The sequence below is a fragment of the Photobacterium arenosum genome (assembly GCF_014841115.1).
Taxonomy (GTDB): domain Bacteria; phylum Pseudomonadota; class Gammaproteobacteria; order Enterobacterales; family Vibrionaceae; genus Photobacterium; species Photobacterium arenosum.
This window is the reverse complement of record NZ_JACYTP010000002.1, coordinates 505,970-532,883: the sequence shown is the minus strand read 5'-3', so window position 1 is coordinate 532,883 and position 26,914 is coordinate 505,970. Positions and strand designations below refer to the sequence as shown.

Annotated in this window: 24 protein-coding genes; 9 read left to right on the top strand and 15 right to left on the bottom strand. The window is 50.2% G+C overall.

From position 1 onward, the window contains the following. Nucleotides 1-143 precede the first annotated feature (143 nt). From IFO68_RS05655 to IFO68_RS05635, 5 genes are all read left to right on the top strand, one after another. Complete coding sequence (locus IFO68_RS05655; protein ID WP_192014974.1) at nt 144-1,688, top strand: methyl-accepting chemotaxis protein; 1,545 nt, start codon at nt 144-146, stop codon at nt 1,686-1,688. Between the two features lie 166 nt (nt 1,689-1,854). Further along, nucleotides 1,855-2,682 carry an AraC family transcriptional regulator gene (locus tag IFO68_RS05650; RefSeq protein WP_192014973.1) on the top strand — a complete coding sequence of 276 codons (828 nt, stop codon included), beginning with the start codon at nt 1,855-1,857 and terminating at the stop codon, nt 2,680-2,682. Nucleotides 2,683-2,704: 22 nt separating this feature from the next. Then, on the top strand, nt 2,705-3,316 hold the full coding sequence (locus tag IFO68_RS05645) for a LysE family translocator (protein ID WP_192014972.1): 612 nt from the start codon (nt 2,705-2,707) through the stop codon (nt 3,314-3,316). Nucleotides 3,317-3,351: 35 nt separating this feature from the next. Beyond that, nucleotides 3,352-3,762: a DUF2000 family protein gene (locus IFO68_RS05640; protein WP_192014971.1), complete on the top strand. Its 411-nt coding sequence runs from the start codon at nt 3,352-3,354 to the stop codon at nt 3,760-3,762. A 335-nt stretch (nt 3,763-4,097) separates the two neighbouring features. Continuing rightward, nucleotides 4,098-6,380, top strand: a complete 2,283-nt coding sequence (locus tag IFO68_RS05635) for a YgiQ family radical SAM protein (protein WP_192014970.1) — start codon at nt 4,098-4,100, stop codon at nt 6,378-6,380. A 92-nt stretch (nt 6,381-6,472) separates the two neighbouring features. Here the strand turns inward: IFO68_RS05635 and IFO68_RS05630 are convergent, their stop codons facing one another. From IFO68_RS05630 to IFO68_RS05605, 6 genes are all read right to left on the bottom strand, one after another. Next, entirely contained in the window at nt 6,473-7,906 is a 1,434-nt protein-coding gene (locus IFO68_RS05630) for an aspartate kinase (RefSeq protein WP_192014969.1), read from the bottom strand. A gap of 137 nt (nt 7,907-8,043) precedes the next feature. Next, nucleotides 8,044-8,439 (bottom strand): ectoine synthase, encoded by a 396-nt coding sequence (locus tag IFO68_RS05625; protein WP_027252509.1) that lies wholly within the window; start codon nt 8,437-8,439, stop codon nt 8,044-8,046. 11 nt (nt 8,440-8,450) lie between these two features. Further along, nucleotides 8,451-9,716, bottom strand: coding sequence for a diaminobutyrate--2-oxoglutarate transaminase (gene ectB / locus IFO68_RS05620; RefSeq protein WP_192014968.1), 1,266 nt, complete (start codon nt 9,714-9,716; stop codon nt 8,451-8,453). A gap of 23 nt (nt 9,717-9,739) precedes the next feature. Continuing rightward, nucleotides 9,740-10,276, bottom strand: coding sequence for a diaminobutyrate acetyltransferase (ectA, locus tag IFO68_RS05615; protein ID WP_192014967.1), 537 nt, complete (start codon nt 10,274-10,276; stop codon nt 9,740-9,742). Between the two features lie 342 nt (nt 10,277-10,618). After that, the gene (locus IFO68_RS05610; protein WP_192014966.1) at nt 10,619-10,774 is read right to left on the bottom strand and encodes a hypothetical protein; all 156 of its coding nucleotides are present in this window, start codon (nt 10,772-10,774) and stop codon (nt 10,619-10,621) included. 103 nt (nt 10,775-10,877) lie between these two features. Continuing rightward, nucleotides 10,878-12,692 (bottom strand): diguanylate cyclase, encoded by a 1,815-nt coding sequence (locus IFO68_RS05605; protein ID WP_192014965.1) that lies wholly within the window; start codon nt 12,690-12,692, stop codon nt 10,878-10,880. Nucleotides 12,693-12,959: 267 nt separating this feature from the next. Between IFO68_RS05605 and IFO68_RS05600 the strand changes: the two genes are divergently transcribed. Further along, nucleotides 12,960-13,808 carry a UDP-2,3-diacylglucosamine diphosphatase gene (locus IFO68_RS05600; RefSeq protein WP_192014964.1) on the top strand — a complete coding sequence of 283 codons (849 nt, stop codon included), beginning with the start codon at nt 12,960-12,962 and terminating at the stop codon, nt 13,806-13,808. A gap of 58 nt (nt 13,809-13,866) precedes the next feature. On the opposite strand, the gene ydiJ is transcribed toward IFO68_RS05600, so the two are convergent. Together ydiJ and IFO68_RS05590 are read right to left on the bottom strand one after the other, a co-directional pair. Next, complete coding sequence (gene ydiJ / locus IFO68_RS05595; RefSeq protein ID WP_192014963.1) at nt 13,867-16,926, bottom strand: D-2-hydroxyglutarate dehydrogenase YdiJ; 3,060 nt, start codon at nt 16,924-16,926, stop codon at nt 13,867-13,869. A 187-nt stretch (nt 16,927-17,113) separates the two neighbouring features. Further along, a complete protein-coding gene (locus tag IFO68_RS05590; RefSeq protein WP_192014962.1) occupies nt 17,114-18,628 on the bottom strand; it encodes a bifunctional NUDIX hydrolase/phosphatase PAP2 family protein in 1,515 nt (504 codons plus the stop codon). 183 nt (nt 18,629-18,811) lie between these two features. On the opposite strand from IFO68_RS05590, the gene IFO68_RS05585 reads away from it, so the two are divergent. Then, nucleotides 18,812-20,470 (top strand): VRR-NUC domain-containing protein, encoded by a 1,659-nt coding sequence (locus IFO68_RS05585; RefSeq protein ID WP_192014961.1) that lies wholly within the window; start codon nt 18,812-18,814, stop codon nt 20,468-20,470. 176 nt (nt 20,471-20,646) lie between these two features. Continuing rightward, entirely contained in the window at nt 20,647-21,438 is a 792-nt protein-coding gene (locus IFO68_RS05580; protein WP_192014960.1) for a pirin family protein, read from the top strand. A gap of 100 nt (nt 21,439-21,538) precedes the next feature. Here IFO68_RS05580 and IFO68_RS05575 read toward each other — a convergent pair whose 3' ends face one another. Then, nucleotides 21,539-22,015, bottom strand: a complete 477-nt coding sequence (locus IFO68_RS05575; protein WP_192014959.1) for a DUF2947 domain-containing protein — start codon at nt 22,013-22,015, stop codon at nt 21,539-21,541. Between the two features lie 173 nt (nt 22,016-22,188). Continuing rightward, nucleotides 22,189-22,407: a hypothetical protein gene (locus IFO68_RS05570; RefSeq protein ID WP_192014958.1), complete on the bottom strand. Its 219-nt coding sequence runs from the start codon at nt 22,405-22,407 to the stop codon at nt 22,189-22,191. A 476-nt stretch (nt 22,408-22,883) separates the two neighbouring features. Here IFO68_RS05570 and IFO68_RS05565 point away from each other — a divergent pair, with 476 nt between their 5' ends. Further along, the gene (locus IFO68_RS05565; protein ID WP_336510265.1) at nt 22,884-23,666 is read left to right on the top strand and encodes a DUF3108 domain-containing protein; all 783 of its coding nucleotides are present in this window, start codon (nt 22,884-22,886) and stop codon (nt 23,664-23,666) included. A gap of 14 nt (nt 23,667-23,680) precedes the next feature. Here IFO68_RS05565 and IFO68_RS05560 read toward each other — a convergent pair whose 3' ends face one another. From IFO68_RS05560 to IFO68_RS05540, 5 genes are read right to left on the bottom strand one after another with little or no spacing between them, the layout of a single operon-like run. Continuing rightward, on the bottom strand, nt 23,681-23,932 hold the full coding sequence (locus IFO68_RS05560) for a hypothetical protein (protein WP_192014957.1): 252 nt from the start codon (nt 23,930-23,932) through the stop codon (nt 23,681-23,683). Beyond that, entirely contained in the window at nt 23,925-24,485 is a 561-nt protein-coding gene (locus tag IFO68_RS05555) for a gamma-glutamylcyclotransferase family protein (RefSeq protein WP_192014956.1), read from the bottom strand. Before IFO68_RS05555 ends, IFO68_RS05560 begins: the two co-directional genes overlap by 8 nt. A gap of 52 nt (nt 24,486-24,537) precedes the next feature. Continuing rightward, nucleotides 24,538-25,464, bottom strand: a complete 927-nt coding sequence (locus IFO68_RS05550) for a 5-oxoprolinase subunit C family protein (protein ID WP_192014955.1) — start codon at nt 25,462-25,464, stop codon at nt 24,538-24,540. After that, nucleotides 25,446-26,144: a 5-oxoprolinase subunit PxpB gene (gene pxpB, locus IFO68_RS05545; RefSeq protein WP_192014954.1), complete on the bottom strand. Its 699-nt coding sequence runs from the start codon at nt 26,142-26,144 to the stop codon at nt 25,446-25,448. Before pxpB ends, IFO68_RS05550 begins: the two co-directional genes overlap by 19 nt. Beyond that, nucleotides 26,141-26,881 carry a 5-oxoprolinase subunit PxpA gene (locus IFO68_RS05540; RefSeq protein ID WP_192014953.1) on the bottom strand — a complete coding sequence of 247 codons (741 nt, stop codon included), beginning with the start codon at nt 26,879-26,881 and terminating at the stop codon, nt 26,141-26,143. The genes pxpB and IFO68_RS05540 overlap by 4 nt, the downstream gene beginning before the upstream one ends. Nucleotides 26,882-26,914 lie beyond the last annotated feature (33 nt).

Here is a 26,914-nt window from a genome sequence, read left to right as displayed (position 1 = left end):
TGAGGAATTTCAAATCCCCGGTATTTGCCTTGTGCGGTTAAATACCCCTCATCTAGAGTTGAGTCAGACGTGTCACATAATTAAAAGAACTGCTAACAGTTCAACAATGCTGCCATCTATTGCGTTACGAAGAGGGACAACTCATGCGTAAAAATCGCCAGGTTAATGACCGGGAAGTGGTGCTTGATCCTAATGCTCAATTAGTGACAACAACAGATCTGCAAGGTGTCATTACCTATGCCAATGACGAATTTGTAGAAGTCAGTGGCTACAGTTTTGACGAGCTCGTCGGGCAACACCACAATATTATTCGCCATCCGGACATGCCCAGGGCGGCCTTTGGTGACCTGTGGAGCCACCTGAAAGCAGAGAAACCCTGGCGGGGCATTGTTAAAAACCGCTGCAAAGACGGCAGTCATTACTGGGTGGATGCTTACGTCACCCCGCTATACCAAAACAATCGGGTTTCTGGCTATCAGTCCGTACGCCGCAAGCCTACTCAGGACATGGTCAACACAGCTACGAATGTCTATCAGCAACTGAACAATGACAAAAATCCTTATGGATTCCGTCTGTCCAGCTGGGCCAAGCTGGGGTTGTCTGCCCTGCTCACCGTGCTGTGCGTGGCATTTACGCACTTTTATATCCCTCAGTTCGAATTCCTATCCGCTGCTGTTCCATTGATCTTCATTGCGATCCTTTGTCGGGGTGAACTATTTGCTGTACCCCGTTTTTTTCAGCAGTTGTCGAATAACTATGATGCCCTCACCCGGATTGTCTACAGCGGTGATGACATGACATCCATTGCCGATTTCCATCTGAAATTAAACGATGCCCGGCTGAAAACCGTGCTGGGCCGGGTGGATGATGCGGCGCTGACCATTCGCGAAGTCACAGATGAACTCACCAATGTCACTCTATCCACCCGAGACTCGATCTCCAATCAGGACAAAGATACCCAGCATATCGCCACATCCATTACCCAAATGTCGGCTGTTGCCACAGAAATTGCGCAGAATACTCAGCTGACGACAGACAAAGTGCTCACCGCGCAGCAAAAATGCGCCAACACCACCAAAGTGTTGCAACTCACGCAGAACAATATCAATGATTTGGCCAAAGACACCGAAAATGCGGCGCAAACGGCCCAGTCACTGGTGAAGGTGTCGGAACAGATTGAAACCATGATGATGGAAATTCAGGGCATTGCAGAGCAAACCAACCTGCTGGCACTGAACGCTGCTATCGAAGCGGCACGGGCTGGCGAACAAGGGCGGGGGTTTGCGGTCGTGGCAGACGAAGTGCGCGCTTTGTCTCAGCGTACCCACGGCGCGACAGAAAATATTCAAACCAGTATTGTCAACATCAACGCTACCCTGAACCAGTGGCAGGCAACCTCTTCCGAGAGTATTGAGAAAACTCAGCAATGTGTCGCCCATACCAATGATACGGCAGCCAGTATTCTGGAAGTGGTGTCCATGGTGGATGAAATTGCTGATATTTCAACGCAAATTGCCGCAGCGGCGGAGGAACAAGGCACTGTGGCCCAGGAGATCAGTAACAACGTCCATCAGATTTCCACCTCCTCGTCTGAAAACCTTGTGATGATGTCGCGCATGGAACAGGCCGCAAACCAAATGCGCGAGAAAGTGACGTTTCTGGAAGGCTTGAGTAAATCCTTCGGTTAACCCTTTCCCCCTGAAAAAGCAGTGCTATACCCGACCACTGCCCGTAACCCCCCAAGGCCGCGATGCGGCCTTTTTTATGGTTGCGATTGAGATGAGCAATATTGTCCAAGCAATCAGTACACATTTTGTTTAACCTGTCTTTATGCCATCACTCAGGAGGACAGGAATGAAACCGGACAATAGCTTTCAATTTATTACCAGCCCTCATCTGGCTGGCGTTACCCTGCTTCATGCCACAATGAGTGACTTTTCCTATGACAAACACGCTCACGAAGAATATGCCATTGGTGTGACCCTCAAAGGGCGGCAAGATTTCTTTTGCCAACGGGCTTTTCATCGCAGTCCGCCTGGCGGGGTGCTGATATTTAACCCGGAAGACGTCCATGACGGCTGTTCCGGCGATACTCAGGAGCTTGAGTACCGGATGTTATACATACATCCGGAGGTATTTATTCCCCAGTTCAGAGCCTTAGGTGTACGTCAGGGGCAACTTCCCAGAATCAGCGGTACCTTACTTGACGATATGATTTTGCGTCAGCAGACGCTGAAGCTCTCTGCGCTGATGGAAAATCCGGCCACCACAAACATAGAACTGGAATCGGGACTGTTTCAGCTTTCACATTCGCTGGTACGCCGAGGCGGACAGCTGAATGAACAGCCACCCACGAATCGTATCGACACACTGTTACTGCGGGCGAAAGAGTATATACATGCGCATTTGAACCAGAACATTTCCATCGATGATATTGCCAGCGCGGCCACTATGTCGAAGTACCATTTTATACGGCTGTTTCGCTCCCAGTTTGGGATTACACCCCATCAATACGTAATTAATTGCCGGATTAACAATGCACGAAAAGCACTGGAGACGGGCGAGTCCGTGATTGATGTCGCAACAGATTGCGGATTTTCTGATATCAGCCATTTAAACCGCCGATTCAAACGCAGTTACGGCATGACACCCAAACAATATCAATTACAAATAACACGCTAACAACTTTCAACTGGATAAAAATATGCTTGAGATCTGGCTATATGCATTTTCAATAATGTATTCACCTGGTCCTGTAAATCTGCTCAGCTTTAATACAGGACTAAATAATAAAACAAATAAGAATACAGGTTTTTTCATGGGCGTGAGTTTCGCCATGTTAATTCTTTTCTTTTCATTGAGCTTTCTCAGTCACTCGGTTGTTCATGAAACCATCATTCCATATATCAGTATTCTGGGCTGTACTTATATGCTTTTTCTCTCCTGGAAGTTGTTCACATCAGGACGAGAACCGGATAATACATCCTCTGCCTTGTCTGATCTGACATTCCGGGATGGGCTGATGCTTCAGTTACTGAACCCGAAAGGTTTTATTGCCTGTCTGCCCATTGTGACCATTCAGTTTCCGGCACTGAATATTGTCGGATTAAAGGCATTGGTTATTTCTATTGCATTATCTGTGTTCGCTTTCGGTGCGCCCTTAAGTTATTCACTCACCGGCAGGCTAATAGGTCAACGAGTGAACAGATCTGTGTTTTTCAAAAAGTTCCAACTCTTCATGGCACTCTTATTAGCTTATGTAGCGATGAAAATTGCCTACACCCATATTTACATTGATTTATTCAAACACCTTTAAATTCATTCATCCTTTAAATGCGAGCTGAAAAATTAATGAAATTCGATACTAAACTAGCCATTGTTGATGCCGAAGACTTAGCCATCTGGCAAAAATTAAATGTCGTTTCTTATATGTCTTCAGGCATTGTCGCTCAGCACCCTGATATAATTGGTGCAAGCTATGAGGATGCAAATGGCGAAATCTATCTCCCCATTTGCATCCAACCCACCATTATTTTATCTGCGTCAAGAGCCAAGTTTTCAGCTTTTATCAGCAGAGCAAAAATGCATTGTATTCAGCCAGCCATTTATATCGAAGACATGTTCAGCACAGGCCATGATGCAGCCAACCGTGAAGTCGTGAAACGACACAACACGCATCACCTGCCACTGGTTGGTATGGCGATAAGATCTGAGATTAATACTGTAGACAAAGTGTTTAAAGGTGCGAAACTGCATCAATGAAAACACAGCATTCCTGTAGCGCCTACTATCACGACCTTACGCTACGCTTTAGTGTTATTCATTTGATTAGGCAATACAGCATCATCAAGCCACTAAGAGCTGTTCTCACAAGACGAGCAAGTGTGGCGCGGTGCCACTAAAGTCCCCGTCTATCGATACTTGTACACCTCCCCCTGATTAATTACACACATAATTAGAGTTTCCAGCCGAAGGATGTAGTAACAGAGATTGCTTCCATCAATAGAAAATGATGTATTACTGCGGGAACATGGTAAAATCGTACGTTTTTTATATCTGCCCCAAATGCCCTACATTGAGCGAGCAACAGTAAACGCATGAATTTAAAGAAGATTAACGAGTATCCGAAATACTGGGCCGAGTGCTATGGAACAGCGCCGTTTCTGCCGACAACGCGTGAAGAAATGGACGCGTTAGGCTGGGATAGCTGTGACATTATCATTGTGACCGGTGATGCGTATGTCGATCACCCGAGCTTTGGCATGGCGGTGATCGGTCGGGTACTGGAAGCTCAGGGGTTCCGTGTCGGGATTATCGCTCAGCCCGAGTGGAACAATAAAGATGCCTTCATGGCGCTGGGTCAGCCGAACCTGTATTTCGGGATTACGGCCGGCAACATGGACTCGATGATCAACCGTTATACGGCGGATCGCAAGCTGCGCCATGATGACGCCTATACCCCGGACAATGTTGGCGGCAAGCGTCCTGATCGCGCCGTGCTGGTGTATTCGCAGCGTTGCCGTGAAGCCTATAAAGACACCCCGATTGTGCTGGGTGGCATTGAAGCCAGCCTGCGCCGTCTGGCGCATTATGATTACTGGTCTGATAAAGTGCGCCGTTCTGTGCTGTTTGATGCCAAAGCAGACATCCTGCTGTTCGGTAATGCCGAGCGGGCACTGGTTGAAGTGTCACACCGCATTGCCAGCGGCGAAGACATCAGCACCATGACAGACATCGCCGGTACGGCGGTGATCCTGAAAGAAGCCCCTGCCCATTATAAAATTATCGATTCCACCCGCATCGATAAGCCGGGCAAATCTATGGTGATGCCTAATCCGTACGCCACCGAAGAAGTCTGCGAGACCAATAAATCCAAAGCCGATGCTGAGCCGGTTAAAGCTCAGACGGTGCAGATTCAGCCTTCCCGCCACGACGCTTTTACCAGCGCCGTGCGTTTGCCTTCTTTCGAGAAACTGCGCAACGACCGCATTTTGTACGCCCATGCCAGCCGTGTGATGCACCTGGAAGCGAACCCTTATTCTGCCCGCGCACTGATTCAGCTGCACGGTGACCGTGAATTATGGGTCAATAAGCCGCCTATCCCGCTCACCACTGAAGAAATGGATTTTGTGTTTGGCCTGTCGTACGCACGGGTGCCGCACCCTTCCTACGGAAAAGCCAAGATCCCGGCTTATGACATGATCAAGACCAGTGTCAACATCATGCGAGGCTGTTTTGGTGGCTGCTCTTTCTGCTCGATTACCGAGCACGAAGGCCGGATTATTCAAAACCGCTCTCACGAGTCGATTTTGCAGGAACTGGAAGACATCCGCGACAAAGTGCCCGGCTTTACCGGCACCATTTCCGATTTGGGTGGCCCGACGGCGAACATGTACCGTTTGGGTTGTTCCGATCCCCGCGCCGAGAAAAACTGCCGTCGTCCGTCGTGCATTTTCCCGAAAATCTGTGAGAAGCTGGATACTGACCACAAACACACCATAGATCTGTACCGCAAAGCCCGGGAAGTGAAAGGGATCAAGAAAGTGATGATCGCCTCGGGTGTGCGTTACGATCTGGCTATCGAATCACCGGAATACATCAAAGAGCTGGTGACACACCATGTGGGTGGTTATCTGAAAATCGCGCCTGAGCATACTGAAAAAGGCACGCTGGATCTGATGATGAAACCGGGCATGGGCACCTATGACCGCTTCAAGGAGCTGTTTGAAAAATACAGCGCCGAAGCCGGCAAGAAGCAGTATCTGATCCCGTACTTTATTTCGGCCCATCCGGGTTCAACCGATGACGACATGCTGCATCTGGCATTGTGGCTCAAGAAAAATGATTACCAGTGCGATCAGGTACAGAACTTCTACCCGTCGCCTATGTGTAATGCCACGGCCATGTATCACTCGGAAACGAACCCGCTGAAACGCGTTAAGTACAAACAACGGGAAGATCTGTTTGTAGCCAAAGGCGAGCGTCAGCGTCGTCTGCATAAAGCCTTGCTGCGTTACCATGATCCGGCTAACTGGCCGCTGATCCGTGAAGCCTTGATCAGCATGGGTAAAAAACACCTGATCGGCGACCGCGCCGACTGTCTGGTGCCCGCTGAAGGCAGCGATGCGGCCCTGACGCCGGCAACCCGTCGCGGTTCAAGCCGGCACGGTGCCAAGCGTTTCGCCACCAAGCACCCGAATCAGCCGGATATCCGTAAAGACGGAACGGCAAAGCGTCAGGGTCCGGGTAAACCGAAAACCCAGGCTGGCAGCAACGCTCAGGGTAACGGCAAACCACAAAGCGCTGGCAAACGCCCTTCAGCACAGGGTAAGCCTCAGTCTCGCGGTAAACCGTCAGCAAAACGTGGCGCACGGGCCTGATACTGAACTCAGCCGCTTTAAATAATGATCAAAAAGGCAAGAGCGATGCTCTTGCCTTTTTCATTTCAGGGGGAAGTAACAGTGACTGACTGTTAAGCGACGACTTTCTCTGTCGAGACTGCTGCCGAGCCTTCGCTCATGAAGCTCTCATGCAGCGCACAAATTGCGCCGTGATAATCACTGTCTTTCACCACAAACTGCACATCAACGTTACGCAGGGAAGCGTGAGCAGCTTTAGGACTGATATCTTTATCCAGCAGGGACAATACACCCTGACTCATGGTTTTATTGGTATCGATAGCCGAACCAATAACCGAAATCAGCGCCACCATTTTTCCGGTAATCTTCGCCTTCGGATAACGCTTCTCTGCTTTGGACAGCACCTTGTTCTGGCTCGATGTACTGCCGTCCAGATAGTAAGTCACAGAGTTGGCGTTCATCTCTTTACTGATCAGCTGAACGTTCTCTTCGCGGATGATTTCCATCAGCTCATAGCTGACGTCTTCCACCTGGCCGACCATAGCCTGATCAAATAAATGCAGCGCAAAGACCTTATCCCGGCCGGCAATAATCTCGGCTTTACCCGTATTAGGCTGGTAATGCTGAGAAATTAGGGTGCCCGGATGTTCTGGTTCAAAGGTATTTTTTACCGCCAGCTCAATACCGGCGCGACGAAGTCCTGAAGCGGCGTTAGGGTGAATCGCTTCCATACCCAGGTTAGCCAGCTGGTCAGCAACGTCATAGTTACTTTTTCCAATCGGGCGAACATGCTCAGGACCAACGATACGGGGGTCAGCGCTGCTCAGGTGATACTCTTTATGGATCACTGCGCGGCTGGCCTTGCTCAATACCGCCAGACGACTGAATGTCATCTCACTGTAACCGCGATCATAGGTCTTCATCAGACCTTCATCACAGTAGACATAGCCGGTGACGATTGGCAGTTCTTTGCTCAGATCGATATCTTTGATCGCATCCAGAATCACCGCATCCAGATCGCCCTGGACATTGTTCTCAGCGCCCCAGCCCGACAAATCAACAAAGCGAGAGTTAATACCCAGGTTATTCAGCATCAGCGTGGTATTAAAGGCAGAATGCGCTTCACCAATAGAAGACAGAAACTCGCGGATTTGCGGCAGATAACTGGTCAGAGAAAACTGTCCGTACTGACAGGTTTCCAGAATATTTTCGATACAGGTAATAGCGTTAGCAATACGCTCTTTGACAAAATTATCGGCACGGTTACGACAGAACAGCTCAGGAAACATAGTGTCGTTAATCAGCAGCATACGCTGCTCCAGTGCTTTCAATTTCTCACGCCACACATCATTGCGTTCTGCAATGTAGCGGAAGATACCCGGCTCACCGGTTCGCTTGCATTCCAACAGTGCGTCAGTGATACCGCCATAGGCCGAAACAACAAACATACGTTGATAAGGATTGTCTGGATAGAGCAGGATATTGTCCATTACCGCATCGAACGCAGACATGGAAGTACCGCCAATCTTTTCAACGGTATGAGTCATGGTAACTCCTTTTATTTTCATCAGCTAAGCGAGAGCGCTTAGCCTGATGGTTTTGAAAGGCGGTTTGCACCGCCTTCCGGTAACCCTCAGGTTGATATCGCAAGGAGGGTTAATCACTTGCGTCAATACAGCTGCGATTATTCGGCTGCTGGGTAAACACCGTCTTTGTCGTGGACTTCCATGCCCGTCAGTGGCGGGTTAAACACACAAGCCATCACCATATCGACACCTTTATTGGCACGCAGTTGGTGTTCATCATGCTTGTCCAGCACATACAGGGTGCCAGGCTTGATCTCGTAAGTCTTGCCATCGGCTGTGGTCTGGATTTCCCCTTCACCCGATACGCAATACACAGATTCCAGATGGTTCTTGTAATGAATATGGGTATCGGTATTGGCAAAGATAGTGGTGATGTGGAACGAAAAGCCCATGTTGTCATCACGCAGCAGCATGCGGACACTTTCCCAGTTACCGTTTTCAGCCACTACCCGGCGTTCGCTGTTCTGGCACTCTTCAAGGGTGCGTACAATCATTCTTATTCTCCTTAAGACGCTTTCTTCATGCTGGATTTTGCATACTCAGCCACCGCTTTTTCAAAGATGTGCAGGCCTTTTTCCAGTTCCGCTTCACTGATAGTCAGCGGGCAGAAGAACTTCAGCACTTCATCATCCGGACCAGCGGTTTCGATAATCATGCCGTTTGCAAAACACAGCTTACCGATTGCACCCGCAAATTCACCATCGTGACAGGCAATACCCTGCATCAGACCGCGGCCTTTGATTTTTTCAAATACTGCCGGGTACTGCTTGAGTACTTTTTGCAATGTTACGTTCAGCTGGGCAGCGCGTGCATTGATGTGCTGCTCAAACTCGTCGTTGTGCCAGTAGGCTTCAATAGCGACTGCGGCTGTCACGAACGCGTGGTTGTTACCACGGAACGTACCGTTGTGCTCGCCCGGCAACCACTTATCCAGCTCCGGTTTCAGCAGTACCACCGCCATTGGCAAACCGTAACCACCGATAGATTTAGACAGGGTCACCATATCCGGTTTGATACCGGACGGCTCAAAGCTGAAGAAAGTACCGGTACGGCCACAACCTGCCTGAATGTCGTCGACAATCAGCAGAATGTCGTGACGTTTACAGATAGCGCTCAGGCGCTGTAACCACTCGTCGGAAGCCACGTTCAGACCACCCTCACCTTGTACGGTTTCGAGGATGACAGCAGCCGGTTTATCCAGGCCGCTGGAGTTATCAGTCAGCATAGCTTCAAACAGTGCCAGACCGTCCAGGTCGGCGTAACCTTCATATGGCAGGCGGGTTACACCGCTCAGTGCCATACCCGCACCACCACGGTGATGCTGGTTACCGGTAGCCGCCAGTGCACCGTAAGACACACCGTGGAAGCCGTTCGTGAAGGCAACAATGTTCTGGCGTCCTTTGACTTTACGCGCCAGTTTCAGTGCCGCTTCAACGGCGTTAGTACCGGTTGGACCAGTGAACTGTACTTTGTAGTCCAGACCACGAGGGGTCAGGATGTAATTCTTCAGGTTTTCAAGAAATGTCGCTTTTGCTTCGGAATGCATATCCAAACCGTGCGTCAGGCCATCTTGATCGATGTAATCCATCAGTGCTTTTTTCAGCACCGGGTTATTATGGCCATAGTTCAACGCACCAGCGCCTGCCAGGAAATCCAGGTAACGCTCGCCTTCGCTGGTGTTCAACCAGCAGCCCTTTGCGGATGAGAACACCACCGGGAAGTTTTTGGCGTAACATTGAACATTTGATTCCTGCGCATTAAAGATATTCATGACTTATCCTGTTTTGTCGTGATTTATTGTTTAAGTGGAATGCGATAGAGATATTCCGAGTCGTGTTCACCGTCGAAATGCTTCTCTTCGTCGAGGAACAGCGAGACTTCACCTAAGTTACCGTTCGCCTGATCCACCTTCTTAAACAACGCCCAAGAGGCTTTATTGAGGCGGGTGATGGTCGTTTCGATACAGCGAATATCGCTGAGATCATCACGCGCCAGCAGTTGTTGAATCATCTTGAAAGCGAGCCCTTTACCACGCGCCTTCTCGCCGACAGCAACCTGCCATATAAACAGAGTGTTTTCCTTCTCAGGGACTCTGTAAGCCGAGACAAACCCTGCCATCTCACCGTCTGATTCAGCAACAATACATGTGTCTTTGAAGTGAGTGGTCTGCAGGAAATTGCAGTAAGAGGAGTTGGTGTCTAATGGGGGACAAGATTCGATCAGTGAATGCACTCGATTACCATCTGTTCGTTCCGGTTTTCGAAAAACAAACTCTTCCTGAGTCTTAGTCGATGTTTCTGGGTCTATTGCCCATGGTGCCATTGTAATCATTGGTCGCCACATTGTTTAGTGCTCTAATGAATTCAAAAACAATTATAGGGACTCGAATGATAAGATCAACCCCAACATTTATAACAAATCACTGATTATACCCATAAGTTATTGATATATATCCAGTTAATACCAGAAAATGATTACAAAGCTAATAATTACAGAACTAATCATATTGCTGTCATTAAAGCGACATCAAGCCACGATAAGTGAGATCTGCTGACCAGAAATGCTCAATTCAGTGGTGGGAAAAGAAGATAAGGACGTTTCAAGCCGCTGCCGTCAGACTCAGCGACTTGACGTTGAGAAGGAAAAAATAAAGAATCCGTTAATTACCAGACATTACCTGGCAAGTTCCGTTGCCATAAAAACCGCAATAGCAATGACGGCACAGATCAGCATACCAATATACAGTTTTTTCTGATTTCGCTCGTCCAAAAATCGAGCCATGGCTACCGCCGCTGTAATCAGCAGAATTATCACTCCAAGTTTAAGCATGCCTCCCCCTGTTGATGTCTGTTAATCGCCTGATTGTTATATCAAGGATATGTCCGTCTGTGAAATTCACTGCCAACTCTTCAACTTAGCACCAATTACAGAATCAGGCTGTTGCCGCTTCCGTTTCTGTACCGATTGAACACATTTCTGCGCTGAGCACCTGGTTCTTACCCTGCGATTTCGCCTGATACAGCGCCCTGTCTGCAGACGAGATAGTCGATTCCATTCCCTTGTGTAAAGGAGCAACACCAATGCTGACGGTAATGGCGCAAGATGTGTCTTCATCAATATCAATACGGCTGGCCTCTACTTTTGCACGGAAATCATCCAATGCCTTCAGGGCTGTCTCTGTGTCTGGTGCTTCCATTAACACCGCAAACTCTTCCCCACCGTATCGACACAGGACTGCTTGTGCCGGAAAACTGTATTTCATCAGACTCGCTATGTTCAGAATGACTTCGTCGCCAAGCAAATGACCGTAGGTATCATTGACCGACTTAAAGTCGTCTACATCAATCATGGCCAGAAAGTAGCCGGCGCCACTGTCCATCAGTTTCTGATCCATATGCTGACGAAGACTGTTCTTATTTTTCAGCCCCGTCATCTGATCTTCACTGCGAATGTGCTGAGTCAATAGTATCTGATTCAATGCGCTGAGCGTGTAGTTGGCAATCATTTTGGCGAAAAATGGGTAAGCCGCACCGGGCTGGCATATATACAGCACACCGATCAACTGACTTGCCGGGCGCTGGTAATCATTCTGTCTTGCGCTGTTGACTAAAGGCAGCCGTATACAGGGCTCGCTTGGCGCAATAAGGCGGACAATATCATCCTGCTCGGGCTTGCAGAATCGGCCAAGCTGCTGACAGCCAGCAATACGGCAAAGTAAATCTGCCGGCACATTTACCCGTAAGTTGTGATAGGCCTCTTCCAGCACCCCTTCATTGGCATTCATTACGAAAAGATACACCCGGCTACTGCCCATAGTATCGTTTAATAACGCAGACAGTTGCTCGTGCAGTTCATCGAATTCCTGCGCTTCAATTAACTGACCACCCACCTGATGAACGCGAGTATGCAGGTAGCCTGCCAGTAAAATAAAAAATACGACGACCAGAAAAGTGCCGCCCACAGCGCCCACTTTCAAAGCATTGGACGCAATTTCACTGTTGCTGGTGCCGGATAATAATACCCAGTTAAAATTATTATTGGCATCGTAAACACTGAATTTATATTGATTATCATATTCGTAAGAAGGGATATTACCGTTACCATTGCCAGCCATGATTGTTGTCAGTAATTCGGGGTTTATACTGACAGAGTCTACACCTAATCGTGCTTTATCGGGATGAATAACAACTCTTCTCGTCTGCGGCTCAATCGCATAAACATAACCCTTCGTCATCGTTTTCAGATCGGAAAGATCATCGGACATCGCACCGGCATCAAGCTCAATAATGATCCTGACGTTTTTTTTCCCGGGTATCGCCAGTTTTTTCACCAAGGCAACGCACCACTTTTTGGTGCTGTTACTGTGATAAAAGTCAGACAGAAAAAGATCACCGATTTTCTGGCTTTCAGAATACCAGGGCCGGCGCTTTACCCGCTCATCAATCCCCGACAAACGAAATCCGTCTGTCCCGTAATAGTCTGAATCTACCAGTAATCCGACTTCCAGAAATTTATTCTGGTTGTTAACCACATAGTTAGCCGCATCAAGAAATGCCGGGATATTACCTGATCCTTTCAGGATCTCAGATAATAAAAATAACTGATTCGTTGCCGCAATGTAATTCAGGTCTAAATACCCTTTCGCCACGTTCAAATTAGCCCGCGCCTGTGAGTATGCACTTTCCCGAATAGAACGATAATCTGAATAGCCTAAATACACCAGTGCTGACACCAGTAGAACAAGCAATGGAAGAACCATTTTAATCAAATACTTAGGCTTAAAATTCATCTAAAATATCTATTGAATAAAACATCGGTCAAAATCTGAAAGTTGATGATTATATCTTAATCGCCGGATGCCTGTCGCAACCTAATTGACAAATAGCCACTGGTAGTAACACTTTACAACCGTTCCATTGCAATGAAGGAGTCACTGATACGACACCCGAATGTCATATAAAAAAATTAGTCTTATTTCTGACACTGATACCTTGATATAAGGGTTGAATCGACTATGGGAAACCACACCTACCGTACACTCTGGTTATCAGACATACACTTAGGGAACAGGGATTGTAAAGTCGACTATCTGTTGGATTTTTTATCCCGCTATCAGGCCGACACCCTGATACTGGTTGGTGACATCGTTGACCTCTGGTCGCTGAAATCGCGGTTTCACTGGCCGGAAAGCCACACCAAAGCTGTCCGCCTGTTACTGGAGCGAGCGGATCAGGGATGCCGGATCATCTATATTCCGGGCAACCACGACGAAGCCGTCCGCAAGTTTATTCAGTTTAATCTTGGCAATGTTGAACTGGCACACCGCTACATCCACACCAGCGCAAACGGCAACCGCATTCTGGCTCTTCATGGCGATGAATTCGACAGCATGGTTTGCCACAGCAAACTGACCTCCTTACTGGGCGATGCCGGTTACGATTTCCTTCTATTCTTAAATCGCTGGTTAAACAGCTACCGCCGCTTAACCCGGCAACCATACTGGTCTCTGGCCAGTTACCTGAAAAGCAAAGTCGAAAAGGCCAACCTGGCGATTGCCAGATTTCGCCATGCCGCTGTCACTATGGCCAAACACAAAGACGTCGATGCCATTGTCTGCGGCCACATACATCATCCGGAAATTACCGAGCAGGATGGCATCGTATACCTGAATGACGGGGATTGGATTGAAAACTGCACGTTTCTGGCCGAGCACCATGACGGCGTGATCGAACTGATTCAGTGGACGGAACAGGCAAAATGCCTCGACAGCACAGAACGGTTTAAGGTCAACCCTCAGATCACCAGCCTGTTTGACAAAGACACAGAGAAACAAAAAGAGAAGCAGAAAGAAAAAGTGGCCTGAAAAACGGCGGAGGCCTGAGCACTCCGCCGTAACCGTGTTTGTTACAGACAGCCTGCTATCAGGCTGTACTCACCAAACGTAATAACACCTGAACCGGGTGCTTCATCTTAATATGCTCAAAACGCTTTACCTGAGTTCGGCACGAATAACCGGTTGCCATGCAACGGTCGCCATCCAACTGTGCCAGATTCGGCTGCCAGCTGAGATTAAACACCCCTTTGGACGTCTCCAGCTTATCTTTCTCGTGACCAAAAGTGCCCGCCATGCCGCAACAGCCGACAGATACAGCTTTCATGCTGGCACCGAAGTGACGGAAAATGGCCGCCCACTCTTTCTCAGCGTTTGGCATCTTGGTTTTCTCGGTACAGTGGGCGAATAAATACCACTCACTGTCAGTACGGGGCGCCAACGAGGTTATTTCACTCAGCAATGGCGTCAGCCATTCATGGGCTGTCATTACTTTGAAATCACCGCGCTTATCACCCAGCATTTCATTGTATTCATCGCGATAACAGAGCACCAAAGCCGGGTCGACACCAACCATAGGCATACCCAGCTCATCAAGCTGATTGAGGAAGTCGGCGGTGTTTTTCGCTGTTTTGGCAAACTGACGCAGGAAACCTTTGACATGCTGCGCCTTGCCATTGGGCTTAAACGGCACCAGCATAGGTTTCTTACCGAGCTTTTCAATCAGATGGACAAAGTCGCGCACCACTTCCGCATCGTAGTAGCTGGTGAACGGGTCCTGCACAATCAGCACATACTGCTGCCGCTCTTCTTGAGACAAAGCCTGCAGCCACTGCAGATCAAACCGGGTTGCATGGCTGCCCGCCAGTCCCTGCATCAGCGTCGGCACCGACAGTTCAGGCATATCCACATAGCCGAGCACTTTCGCCGTCAAAGATTTTGACCAGCCGGGCCGCATTACGGCATTGACCAGTGACGGGGCTTTGGCCATAACCGGTAGATAACTTTCTACATAGCCAACCAGATAGTCTTTGGCAGGACGCTGGTAACGGCTGTAGTACATGTTAATGAAACGCGAGCGGAAACTCGGCACATCCACCTTGATCGGGCACTGACTGGCACAGGCTTTACACGCCAGACAGCCGTTCATGGCTTCCATCACTTCGTGCGAATAATCGTACGCTTTACGCTGAGATCCGAAGGTATTGCGGAAGCGATCGATGATTTGCTTCACCGTCGGCGACTTTTCCATCAGATCCTGTTCCAGCCTGACCGGGTCCACACCCTGATCGGCCAGCAAACGCAGCCATTCACGAACCAGTCCGGCCCGCCCTTTCGGCGAGTGACGGCGATCGGCACTGACTTTCATCGACGGGCACATGGGTGAGCTGGTGTCGTAGTTAAAACACAAGCCGTTGCCGTTACATTCCATCGCCTGCTTGAAGCTGTCTCTGACTTTCACCGGGATCTGGCGGTCAAAATAACCACGCTTTAAGCCATCCACTTTCACCAGTTCAGCATCGCTGTCTAGTGGGGTGCAGATCTTGCCCGGGTTCAGCCTGTTGTGTGGATCAAAAGCTGCTTTTATACGGCGCAGTTCGGTAAACAGCTCTTCACCGAAAAACTCAGGTCCGTATTCCGAACGGTAGCCTTTACCGTGCTCACCCCACATCAGACCGCCGTATTTGGCGACCAGCGCCACCACCTGATCGGAGATTTCCTTCATCATTTTTTCTTGCGCCGGATCGCACATGTCCAGCGCCGGACGCACATGCAGTACACCGGCATCGACATGACCGAACATGCCGTAATGCAGCTGTTTCTCATCCAGTAACTGGCGGAACTCAACAATGAAGTCAGCCAGATTTTCCGGTGGGACACAGGTATCTTCGGCAAAGGGAATCGGTTTCTGCCAGCCTTTGGCAGCCCCTAACAGACCCACGGCTTTTTTGCGCATATTGTAGATCTTGTTGATGCTGTCCAGGTCGTCACACACCTGAAAACCAATAATCCCCTGCTGACCAATTAAACTGTTCAGGCGCTCACCCAGTTGCTGTACCTGGCGCTTGACCAAATCAACATCATTACCGGCAAATTCAACAATATTGATGCCCTGCATGTCCTTACCCGGCACATCGGTGATCAAATCGCTGACGGTGTGCCAGACAATATCCTGGCGGGCGAGATTAAGGACTTTTGAATCCACAGTTTCGACGGACAGAGCCTGGGCTTCCACCATCACAGGCGCATTACGCAGCGCCGCATCAAAGCTGTCGTACTTAATATTCACCAGTGCCCGGGCTTTAGGGATAGGGGTGATATTGAGTTTAGCTTCGGCAATAAAGGCCAGAGAACCCTCAGCACCACACAGCAGGCGCGCCGGGTCAAAATGAGTCAGTGCGTCGTTGAACACATTTTTCAGATCGTAACCGGTCAGAAAACGGTTCAGCGGCGGGAATTTATCCAGAATTTGCTGACGTTTTTCACGGCACACTCTCGCCGCCACACCAATGGCTTCAGCAACCTGACCTTTCTGCTGTGCGATCCGGGCCAGCCCGTCTTGCGTCAAAGGCTCGGTATCCAGCACTGAGCCATCAACCAGTACCGCTTTCAGTGCCAGAACGTGATCTGAGGTTTTACCGTATTGCAGCGATCCCTGACCGGACGCATCCGTATTGACCATGCCACCAATGGTCGCCCGGTTACTGGTGGATAAATCGGGGGAAAAAAAGAAACCATGAGGGCGAAGCGCGTCATTGAGCTGGTCTTTGATCACCCCGGTCTGCACTCTGACCCAGCCTTCCTGCGGATTGATCTCAAGAATCTGGTTCATGTGGCGTGAAAGGTCGACGACGATACCCGGTGTCAGCGACTGACCGTTAGTCCCGGTGCCGCCTCCGCGTGGAGAAAAACTGACCTGCTGAAAAGCGGGCTGCTGGCCCACTTTTCCGACCAGCACCAAATCATCCACAGATTTAGGAAAGACGACAGCCTGAGGTAATTGCTGATAAATACTATTATCGGTTGCGACAGCCAGACGGCTGGCATAGGTGCGTTCAACATCGCCAGAAAATCCTGCGTTTTCCAGCGCATCCAGATACGACAGTACGATGTCATCGATACTGTTCTCAAACGTCAGTGCGGGTAACATTGCTCTCCTTGTCCAGTTTTAGGCTATCCTGCTTTCACTGGCTCCATATTAATCCAGACAATTATGCCTGTTTGATATAATCGTTTGCGCTCACTTTACCGCACTCAAGTCATGAAACAAAGTGCCAGACACAGCTTACTGACAGGTTTCTGTTTGCTTTATCCGTAAGCTTGCCGGGGCAGCGTCTTTAAGCCGTTTCCGGCTCAGCCAATAACTTCAGCATCAATGACGAACCCGCCACCAGCCAGACCGCCAGCAAAAATGCGCCGGCTGCACGCAGCCCCAGAATAATAAGGCTGACAGTACAGGCATTGACCATCACAGCAGAGAAGTAAGCGAACGCGCCAGACCCTGCCAACAGCACCAAAGCCACCGCAATATGCCGGTGCACAGACAGTGTCAGGCTTCTTTTAGGTAACACATCCAGACTGAGAAACACCCCCAGTGAGATGGCAAACAGATAGGTGTGCGCCGGCTGCAAGGTTAAGCCGGCCGCCACACCGGTGAGGACAGTAATCCCCAGCCACACCGACTTTCCCCGTATGGCGGTCGGGGTGATCAGCCGGGAGAACAGGATCAGCAGCAGAATACCGATGACTATTGCCGCTACCGTATCGGAAATAAAGTGCACGCCAAACCAAACACGGGCCAGCGCCTGACCCAGGATCAGAGCGCTAACCACCAACAAGCCCGCCCCGGCGCGGAACCGTGATTTTCCTGCGCACAGTTTCATCCAGAACATTCCCCAGATAACAGTGGCTAACAGGGTATGCCCGCTCGGAAAACTGAACCCGTAGGCATTGCCGTTTTGCAGTGCCGGCACCAGATAAAACGGACGCGGCAGATTGAAAACTTGTTTCAGGCAGGTTGAGACCAGGATGGTAATCACGGTGGCGGCAAGCAACTGCAACATTGCAGTAGGTCCGAATAAGGAAGCAATAACAGCAATTAGCAAGAACACAAACCAGTATTCGCCGGAAAGATTCAGCAGCCACATCAGGCTGTCCAGCACAGATTTTGCGACATCCGGCAGGGCGTTACCCCAGTCCTTAAAGGCCTTGATCACAATCAGTTCAGCCTGATGAAATGCGCTTGCCCGGTCACTGATATCGGTATAAAAAACCACCTCGCTCTCTGGCGTTTCCATCATCCACTGATATAAGTAGGCAGTATCTTCGGGGTAGCGATATTCAGCGGATGCTAAAGACAGCGGTGACATCAGGTATACAGCTTTCACTTCCCGGCTGAAGTCCACCGCTTGCCAGGCTGCAATCTGCTGGCGCTGATCGCTTTCCTCTTGCTCAGCAACCAGAATCGGTTGTGTCGTTACGCAAGCAAATATCGCCGCTCTGCCCCTGAACTGCAAAAGCTTTATCACGTCGACATCTAATCCGGTTTCTTCCAGCGCCTCTCTTCTGGCCGCCTCACTGGCAGTATCCTGACTGTCAATATAGCCGCCCGGAATGGATAACTTCTGAGTAATGACCTCAGACACCATGACCATCTGCTTACCATGCCGGATAACACAGGCTGCCCCAACAAGACTGGCAGGCTGTTCGTCATGCGGTTCAACGGAAACAACGCGCTGGTTGTTCACTTCTTCGGCATGCACATTCCACGAAAGAACAGCAAACAGAGAAGCGAACACGGTAAAAGCGAGCATGATAAAAGCAGACGGATAAAGGGCACGCTGTCTGATCACTGAAAACCTTTCATTTTTAAACTATTACCTGTGGCAAGTTTATCAATACGGAGTATATGCGACCATTAAAATGCCATAAATGATCATGTTATGTTAATTTCATTTTATTGTTTCTGGTATCAGAGCTTTACCGCAACGTGAGAAATTCCCACAATACAGCGCATCCAATAAGCCGTTAAGACAATGATGACTCAAAATACACCAACAGTGCTGGCGCCGGATTATTACCGCCACAACTTTGATTTCCTGCTGCGCAGTGTCCGGCAGCAATATCATGATCTATTGAGCCATAGCGAGCACTGGTGGCTGAATACTTACTCCCGGCTTACGCCCGATGCCAAACAGTTGTACATCCGAATGTTGTCCCGCAAGGGCAGATACTTCCGCGTCAGCAAACTCAGCTACCCTGAAATCCGGCATACAGAAAACGCCATTGAGGAGCTTCTGAGCAACAAATTTCTTACCTGCAATGAAGCAAACTGGCCGGTGGATGAGATCTTGGATTTATTCACCAAACCAGAACTGCTTAAGATCTATAGAGAGAAACACTCCCCTGATGCGCGCACAAATGACCAAGCGTTAAAGCAGGCCAGAAAAGCGGATCTCACCGCAGCCATACTCGCCACGTCACCGGCCATATCGGCATTCAACGAACCCATCATACATGTTGAACATCAGGCGCACCTGACAATCTTCTTACTGTTGTTTTTCGGCAACCAGTATCAGGATTTAAGCCAGTTTGTGCTGACTGATTTAGGCCTGCATATCTTTGAAAATTATCAGGTCGACCCGACAACCCGCCTGTTTCAGCAGCGACAGCACATACTGGAATGGCTGTCCCTTGAAGCCTTAGCGGCCGAATACGAACAGCTTTCACTCAGCAAAAGGGCCCAGGCAACGAGGCAATTTGCCGGTCGCCTGCCCGGCCCCTGCACATGGCCGCCGCTGGAACGGCGACGGCAACGATTGTTCAACCGGGTTGCCCGGGATCTTGAGCGCCTGGGCGAATATGATCTGGCGTTGTTTCTGTTTAATCACAGTGCGCTACCGCCCAGCCGCGAACGCCGGGTGCGGATACTGGAAAAACTGCAGCGCCACTCAACCGCTTTGGCCATCTGCCGGCAGATGTTGTCAGCGCCCTTTAATGAAGAAGAAGCCGAAGTCGGACAACGCCTGGCGCATAAACTCAGCCGTATGCTAAACCTGCCGGTAGCACAGGCGATCAAAGACACTTTTACGCTGGAGACACTCACACTGCCTGCCAGTGGAGAACGTGTCGAGTTAGCCGTTGCTAACCATTACCGGCAAGCAGGATGGCGTGTTCACTACACCGAAAATGCCCTGATATGCGGGTTATTTGGCCTGGCATTCTGGGACATTATTTTTGCCTCTGTTTCCGGGGCCTTTCTTAACCCCTTCCAGCGGGCGCCCCGCGATATGTACCACAGTGAATTTTCAGAGCGCCGGCGTGACATGCTCACAGCCCGCCTCAATGCTATCCGCACAGAAAGCTGGAACCACTGGCTGGCTGTTTATCAGCAAAAACAAGGAATCACTAACGACTGGGTGAACTGGGCTATTCTAACGCCAGCGCTGGTTGAGGAGACGGTATCTTGCTTAAACGGCGAGCAACTGTATGCCATGCTGTCGCGCCTGTTATTCGATCCACGCCATAATCGCAGCGGCCAGCCTGACCTGGTAATGTTCAAAAGCGGGCATATTCAGTGGGTCGAAGTGAAAGGGCCGGGTGATACCCTGCAGGCCAATCAGAAGCGCTGGCTGCGGCTGTTTCAGCAACTGGGACTGGATGCCAGAGTGAACCATGTTGTCTGGCAAATGTGAACTGAATCAAGGATGGTAAAAATGACGTCAATTTTTAGAAAACAAAAGGGTTCAAATAGTCGTTTACTGAGAGTATAAGCTAAGCTCTAATCACAAGAAGTACAGAAAAGTGGGTGGCGATCATGCAAGCGACGAGAACAATCAATAAAGTCCGCTACGGTCGGAAATCCGGGCCCATGACTGCTTACATTTACCGCGATAATCTTGCTGAACTTAACCCTTTCGTGCTCTGGGATCATTTTGACGCCAATGGCATCAAGCAGGAAACCGGGCTCGACTATCATGGCCATTCCGGCATTGAAGCGTTCAGTTACCCGGTAACGGGCACCCTGCATCATATCGATTCCTGCGGCTGCACTGTGACAATGCAAACAGGCGATCTTCAAATCATGACATCCGGTAACGGTGTCGTTCACAAAGATACCATGCAGCCTCTCGGCGGCCGTGCTGAATCCTTCGCACTCTGGACTGCCTTACCAGCCGGGGAGCAGGAAATGGCCGATGCCTCCAGCCAGTATGCTTGCACCCAGAATCTGCCACTGGTCGAAGAAACGGATGCAACAACCAAGGTGCTGATCGGCCAGTACAAAGAGGCCATCAGCCCCATAGCTTCCAGCATACCTGTGACTTACCTGGATATTATGATTTCGCCTTACGGTGGCTGGTACTGGGAGCCGGATGAAAAGTTGGTCGTTGGTTTTGTCTATCTGCGCTCAGGATCGGTATACATAGGGGCAAACCAGCTTTATCCGCAGCAAATGGGAATACTGAAACCGTCCGCTTTACCCATACATATCAAAACCAGCCAGAAAGGAGCCCGCTTATTTCTGGTGTTAGGCCAGCCGCTCAAACAACCTTTGCTCAGCTCCGGGGCTTCGGTGCATTCCAACCAGGAAAATATGCATCTGGCCTGTGACAAGATCGCCAAACTGATGGGCGGTAAAGTCGGCTCTGAAATCAGTTCCTGAGCAGGCCGAAAGTGTTTACTGCCTGCTCCGCTGATACAGCCCGCCCCTTCTTCGATTATGTGTGACTCATCGTCAGGTGTTGCTAACTGTGCGTTGTTATTTAAGCGCTTCTGTGACCTATCTTGCAGGTGCCGTTTGAATGGAACCACACTGCCTGGGTTTTCTTTCTGGCGATCAGTAAGGGGCCATCATCAAAAAACAGGAAGTTTTTCCAGTTACGCTTAAACACCCCCCAGCTTGTCTCAATCAGGTTATATTTTTCATAACAAAAATAGACGGGGGTGTTGTCTTCCCAATCAAGGAAGTCTGCTAATACCTCAGGTAATGCCGGTTCATCGTCATCCCACGCTGCCTGCCACTCGACAGTCTCTGTCCAGTTTTTATCCTCGCCGGCCCAGTCACCCTTGCCGAAGTGATCCGAGTCCGGGCTCTGGCTGCTGATATGCTCGCGCCATAATGTGGCCGATCTGGCCTGGGACAAAGGCTTAATCTGTACCAGATCCTCAGCCGGAACTGGCATAGAAGCATGAGTGAAAATCCATTTACGGGAATAAGTGTTAATGTCGATGTAATGCATTATCTGATTCAGAATAAAGTGAGACCGGGAAATGTACCGCAGATAAGGCTTTGATGCCAGAACCAGGCTATCAATGAGAAATATTATAGGTAGTTACCTCCGGGTCGATCCCGGAGCCGACAAGGGTCAGATCCCAGCAGGCCTGACCCGGTCTCGTCACTCATTCATTCCGGTTACTTGGCGTTCCAGAAATTACTGACCCAGCCACCCGCCTGATCATCATAATGATTACCACTGAACAATTGCGTCTCTTCGCTATGGGGATCCGCCGACCTGGATTCCAGTAACTGGTGGATATGGTTTGCCATTGGATCACTGCTGCCTTCAAGCTGCTTTCTTATCGCGACCTCCTTTATTATTTGCAGCCGATAGACACCATTTGCCTTTTTCATCCTGTCCTCCTGCTCATGGGTTGAACCTTAACAATGCTCACTTTTTACAAGCTTTGTACCTCAAGGGCCCATAAAACATAGGTTCCCATCCTAAAAGCGTCAAATTTCCGACACCAGGATGTCACATTGCTTTGCTAAGGCAGGCGAAATGACTCACCAGAGATCAACCAATTATGCAGCCATACCGGTTGTGATCTTACCAGCTACACTTAACATTTACGCTAAGCCACTGAATTTACTGACTGAGAAATGACATAAAAACTTCATAAATCAGATATGCTGCGAAGACACTTTATCAGGCATGCTTTACCGGAAAACCAGCCACATACCACACACCGGTAGCAGTCACCGGCGCAACGGCTAAAAATAAGTGTCTCATCTGTGGATTGCTTGCACAGTTCAATTAACATAACCAGACATATTGGTTACGCTTAAATAGGCCTTATTATTGGGCTAGGTACCACTGGGGAGGTTTCGTGAAAAGACTTACTCTGTCTGCATTGCTGCCGCTTTGCCTGGCATCTTCTAACCTTATGGCTTCCCCGCCCGTTGAGTGGCATCAGTGCGTGAAAACGCTGACCTACGATCTCTTCTACGGTAGCCATAAAATCGGTTATTTCGAGCGCAAGTTAAGCTGGCAGGACAATCAACGCGTTGATATCCAGTCCACCAGCCGTCTGTCAGCCATAGTGGCGAAAACCCATTACCAGCAGCAAACCCGTGTAGTCTGGTCCGACGTTAAAAACTCGTTTCTCACACAATCTTTTCATAGGAATATCACAGGATTACTTGATGGCGAGACACGCGGCAGCTTCAATCAGGATGGCACCCGCTCAGACATTATCACTGATGGTGAGAAACTCAGCTTTAACAGTAATGACCTGCCGTTGCTGGATATAGAAGCCGTTGCCAGCCAGATGCGGCTGAACCTGATTCAGGGCAAACAGACTTTTGATTTCAAGATGCAGGAGTCAGACGAGGTGAATCACTACTTTTTCAGAGTCGCAGGTAAAGAAAAACTGCAAACCAATTACGGCAGTGTCGAGACCATACGGGTTGAGCAAATCAAAAAGCCCGACCGGGAAGTCAAATTCTGGTTCTCACCCGAGCTGGACTATCAACTGGTTCGCGGCACTTATAAGCGCAAAATTCTCGATTTAAAAGCCATACTGCGCACGAAACGGGAAGTCTGCCCGCAAAGTTATTTCAGCAACAATCTTGATGAGATGACAGTCAACACAGTCACTGATCAGAAATAGCCGGCGTGCCGCGGCTATTTCTGGAACGCTTTACCGCCAATCATTTTAAAGGCAGGCGTGCCACGTATCAGGGTATCGCGGGCAAACACTTGCTCACAATTCGGGCACTGGCAGGGTAAAAGCGTATAATCTTTCACGATTCTTTCTTTGAAACACTTCACCAGTGCCCCCTTTCCCCCTTTGCGGTACTTAAACAGACGCGTACGGCACTGGCTGCAGAAAATCTCAACTGTGGTGTCCGGCCCTTTCTTACTGGGCTTAGCCATGAATCCGCGCCGGAGAGATCAAACGGTCAATCACGGGAATATGCACATCTTCCACCCCGGCCAGATTGCCGTATTTCGGCGATTCACGGTCGTTTTCCAGCGGATGATGCCAGCCGAACGTGGTTTCAATAAACGTCTTTGCGAACGCATCGGAAATGCTCAGGCACCCCGCCAGCACTGTGTCGACATAGGTCTGCATAATAGGTTGATTCGCACAGGGAGGCGCTGGATTGGCTTTCACATACACCCAGACAGGCGCATCAAATTGCAGAATGCCATTGTGAGTGATCAGTGACGGATCCACTTCCACACGAGAATAACCCCGCTCCCGGCGGTCGAAATGCGCCAGTGTGTTATCTTCCACTTTCAGCAGCACGCCGTTACATCGGCCTTCGCCCAGCGACGCGACCAAAGGCGAGATGGCATAACTGCCATCGACTTTGCCCCAATGGCGCTGCAAGCCCTCTACCACAGCCGGGACAGCCTGTCCTGTCTGCCCGGTCAGCTGGCGAGACGCGCGATTGATTAAGCTACCGTAGCCGAAGATAAACATGGTTTCCTCCCTCGAAATTCACCGGATTAACGACCTGGCCAGTCTGGGTTGCCTAATATGGCAACCCGAAAAAGTGTGAGAAGCGCTGCCAGGCTTTTCGCAATGATACCAAATCGCCACGAATAAATCGGATGTCTTTTCCGGGACGCGCCTGTGCCAGACGAGAAAGATCGATCCTGGCAACACAGCCAAGCTTAGGGTAACCGCCTAACGTCTGCCGGTCGTTGAGCAGCACAATCGGCTGACCATTGGGCGGGATCTGCACCGCCCCCAGCGCAATGCCTTCCGAAACAATACCCGGCGGGCCACCGAGTATGGCATTGCCTTCCAGACGGCATCCCATCCGGTCGCTCTCGGGCTTCACGTGGTAATGGTTATCGAAAAACTGGTTCCGGGCCTCGGGTGAGAAATAATCCCACTGAGACGAAGCCAGCAGATGAAGTTCAATCGGCTTGTCATAATCGGGAATGAAACGAGGCGGTACATAGCGCGGACTGTGGCGCACTAAGCTGGCCTGAATCGGTAGCTTGTCACCTTTTTGTAGCGGACGCCCTTCCACGCCGCCTATCTGATTACGCACAACAGTTGAGCGGCTGCCGAGCACGCTTGGCGTGTGAATGCCTCCTTGAACAGCCAGATACGCACGCAGCCCTGATCGGGCATAACCAAGCTGCAGCGTCTGCCCTTTTCGCATCATAAAAGTCTTCCAGGTATAAACCGGTTCACCATCCAGACTGGCCTGCATGTCCGCCCCCGTCAGGGCGCATTCAATATCGGCATGGGCCTTAAAGCTGGCCTGACCCAGAGTGATCTCCAGCTGCGCACAATCCATCGGATTACCCAGCAAGTAATTGGCCCAGCAGTAGGCATGCATATCGGCGGCACCTCCCTGGCTCAGGCCATGACTGGCAACGCCCAGACGTCCCGTATCCTGAACCAGTGTCAGCGTACCTGGCCGTATTACTTCCAGTGTGGCCATATTTCACCTCCCAGCGACTTAAAGGTTGAGCGATCGACGGGCTGAAAGCGTACCTGATCCCCGACAGTGAAAGGCGTCATCGGCTCCCGTTCAGGGTTGAATAATGACTTGGGGCAGTTACCAATGATTTGCCAGCCGCCGGGTGACTGCGCCGGATAAACGGCCGTCTGACGATCGGCTATCCCGACACTGCCCGGCGCAAGGCTTAATCTGGGTTCGGCATGACGCGGCATAGCAATGGCTTCATCAACACTGGCCAGAAACGCAAATCCCGGCGCAAAACCGATAGCACACACGGTGTAGATTGGCTGGCTGTGCAGCGCAATCACCTGCTCCACACTCAGCCCCTTGGCTTCTGCCAGAGGAATGAGATCCGGCCCGACATCGGGATGATAATAAACCGGCAGTTCGATCACCTTCCCCACAGCCGACACAGGTGTATCCTGCCACTGGCTGTGGCAGAGGCTGATACGCTCTCTGAGCAACCGCTCGGTAATCTGATCCGGGTGAAAATGAATCAGGATAGAGGTGTAAGAAGGCACAATTTCAATCAGCTGGTGCGGAAAATCAGCCTGGATCTGGCTGACCAGCCTTCCTATCAAAGGGGTAAGGCTCAGATCTATCTCATCAGCCAGATGGACCATGAGGCAGGTTTCGGACACTGAATCAAAACGAATCATAACGCCATCGCCTTTCTGATATCAGCGATGGTAGCAATTGATTCCGGGTTATCCCCGTGTACGCACAGGGTATCGGCATGCAGAGCAAGAATCGTCCCGCTGTGTGTGGTCACTGTGCCTGAAGCCAGCTCCATGGCCTGCTGCTGAATTCTGGCCGGGTCATGATGCACGGCCCCCGGCTGGCTGCGCGCGACCAGATTGCCTGCTTCATCGTATGCCCGGTCGGCAAAGGCTTCGAACAGCAAGGGCACACCGAATGCCTGCGCGGCAGTTTTTGTCTCGCTGTTATCAGCCCTGGCCAGCACCATCAGGCTCAGCGGTGATGACCGCTGGCGGTTCATGGCAGCGAGCGCCTGCAAAATGGCGTTCAGCACCTCAGGTTTGGCCATCATGTCGTGATAAAGCGCGCCATGCGGTTTGACATAAGACACGCTGCTGCCATGCAACTGGCAAACAGCGTCAAGGGCGCCGGTCTGGTAGGCCACCAGGTGAGTGATGGCCGCCGGGCTGTGCGGAATACTGCGCCGGCCAAAACCCGGTTTATCGTCGTAACCGGGGTGCGCACCTACCGTCACCTGATGTTCCACCGCACAGGCCACGGTGTCAGACATAATATCCGGATCAGAAGCGTGGAAGCCGCAGGCAATGTTTGCCATATCCACCCAGGGCATGACCGCCTTGTCATCGCCCATTTGCCAGCTTCCGTAACTTTCACCCATATCACAGTTCAGTTTCATGCGAATCCTTAGCACTCGTTCATGTCATCATCC

Excerpts from the sequence above, each read along its gene's own strand:
- IFO68_RS05655 (WP_192014974.1), top strand. The coding sequence starts at position 144 with ATGCGTAAAAATCGCCAGGTTAATGACCGGGAAGTGGTGCTTGATCCT.
- IFO68_RS05650 (WP_192014973.1), top strand. The coding sequence starts at position 1,855 with ATGAAACCGGACAATAGCTTTCAATTTATTACCAGCCCTCATCTGGCT.
- IFO68_RS05645 (WP_192014972.1), top strand. The coding sequence starts at position 2,705 with ATGCTTGAGATCTGGCTATATGCATTTTCAATAATGTATTCACCTGGT.
- IFO68_RS05640 (WP_192014971.1), top strand. The coding sequence starts at position 3,352 with ATGAAATTCGATACTAAACTAGCCATTGTTGATGCCGAAGACTTAGCC.
- IFO68_RS05635 (WP_192014970.1), top strand. The coding sequence starts at position 4,098 with ATGAATTTAAAGAAGATTAACGAGTATCCGAAATACTGGGCCGAGTGC.
- IFO68_RS05630 (WP_192014969.1), bottom strand. The coding sequence starts at position 7,906 with ATGACTCATACCGTTGAAAAGATTGGCGGTACTTCCATGTCTGCGTTC.
- IFO68_RS05625 (WP_027252509.1), bottom strand. The coding sequence starts at position 8,439 with ATGATTGTACGCACCCTTGAAGAGTGCCAGAACAGCGAACGCCGGGTA.
- ectB (WP_192014968.1), bottom strand. The coding sequence starts at position 9,716 with ATGAATATCTTTAATGCGCAGGAATCAAATGTTCAATGTTACGCCAAA.
- ectA (WP_192014967.1), bottom strand. The coding sequence starts at position 10,276 with ATGATTACAATGGCACCATGGGCAATAGACCCAGAAACATCGACTAAG.
- IFO68_RS05610 (WP_192014966.1), bottom strand. The coding sequence starts at position 10,774 with ATGCTTAAACTTGGAGTGATAATTCTGCTGATTACAGCGGCGGTAGCC.
- IFO68_RS05600 (WP_192014964.1), top strand. The coding sequence starts at position 12,960 with ATGGGAAACCACACCTACCGTACACTCTGGTTATCAGACATACACTTA.
- ydiJ (WP_192014963.1), bottom strand. The coding sequence starts at position 16,926 with ATGTTACCCGCACTGACGTTTGAGAACAGTATCGATGACATCGTACTG.
- IFO68_RS05585 (WP_192014961.1), top strand. The coding sequence starts at position 18,812 with ATGATGACTCAAAATACACCAACAGTGCTGGCGCCGGATTATTACCGC.
- IFO68_RS05580 (WP_192014960.1), top strand. The coding sequence starts at position 20,647 with ATGACTGCTTACATTTACCGCGATAATCTTGCTGAACTTAACCCTTTC.
- IFO68_RS05575 (WP_192014959.1), bottom strand. The coding sequence starts at position 22,015 with ATGCATTACATCGACATTAACACTTATTCCCGTAAATGGATTTTCACT.
- IFO68_RS05570 (WP_192014958.1), bottom strand. The coding sequence starts at position 22,407 with ATGAAAAAGGCAAATGGTGTCTATCGGCTGCAAATAATAAAGGAGGTC.
- IFO68_RS05560 (WP_192014957.1), bottom strand. The coding sequence starts at position 23,932 with ATGGCTAAGCCCAGTAAGAAAGGGCCGGACACCACAGTTGAGATTTTC.
- IFO68_RS05555 (WP_192014956.1), bottom strand. The coding sequence starts at position 24,485 with ATGTTTATCTTCGGCTACGGTAGCTTAATCAATCGCGCGTCTCGCCAG.
- IFO68_RS05550 (WP_192014955.1), bottom strand. The coding sequence starts at position 25,464 with ATGGCCACACTGGAAGTAATACGGCCAGGTACGCTGACACTGGTTCAG.
- pxpB (WP_192014954.1), bottom strand. The coding sequence starts at position 26,144 with ATGATTCGTTTTGATTCAGTGTCCGAAACCTGCCTCATGGTCCATCTG.
- IFO68_RS05540 (WP_192014953.1), bottom strand. The coding sequence starts at position 26,881 with ATGAAACTGAACTGTGATATGGGTGAAAGTTACGGAAGCTGGCAAATG.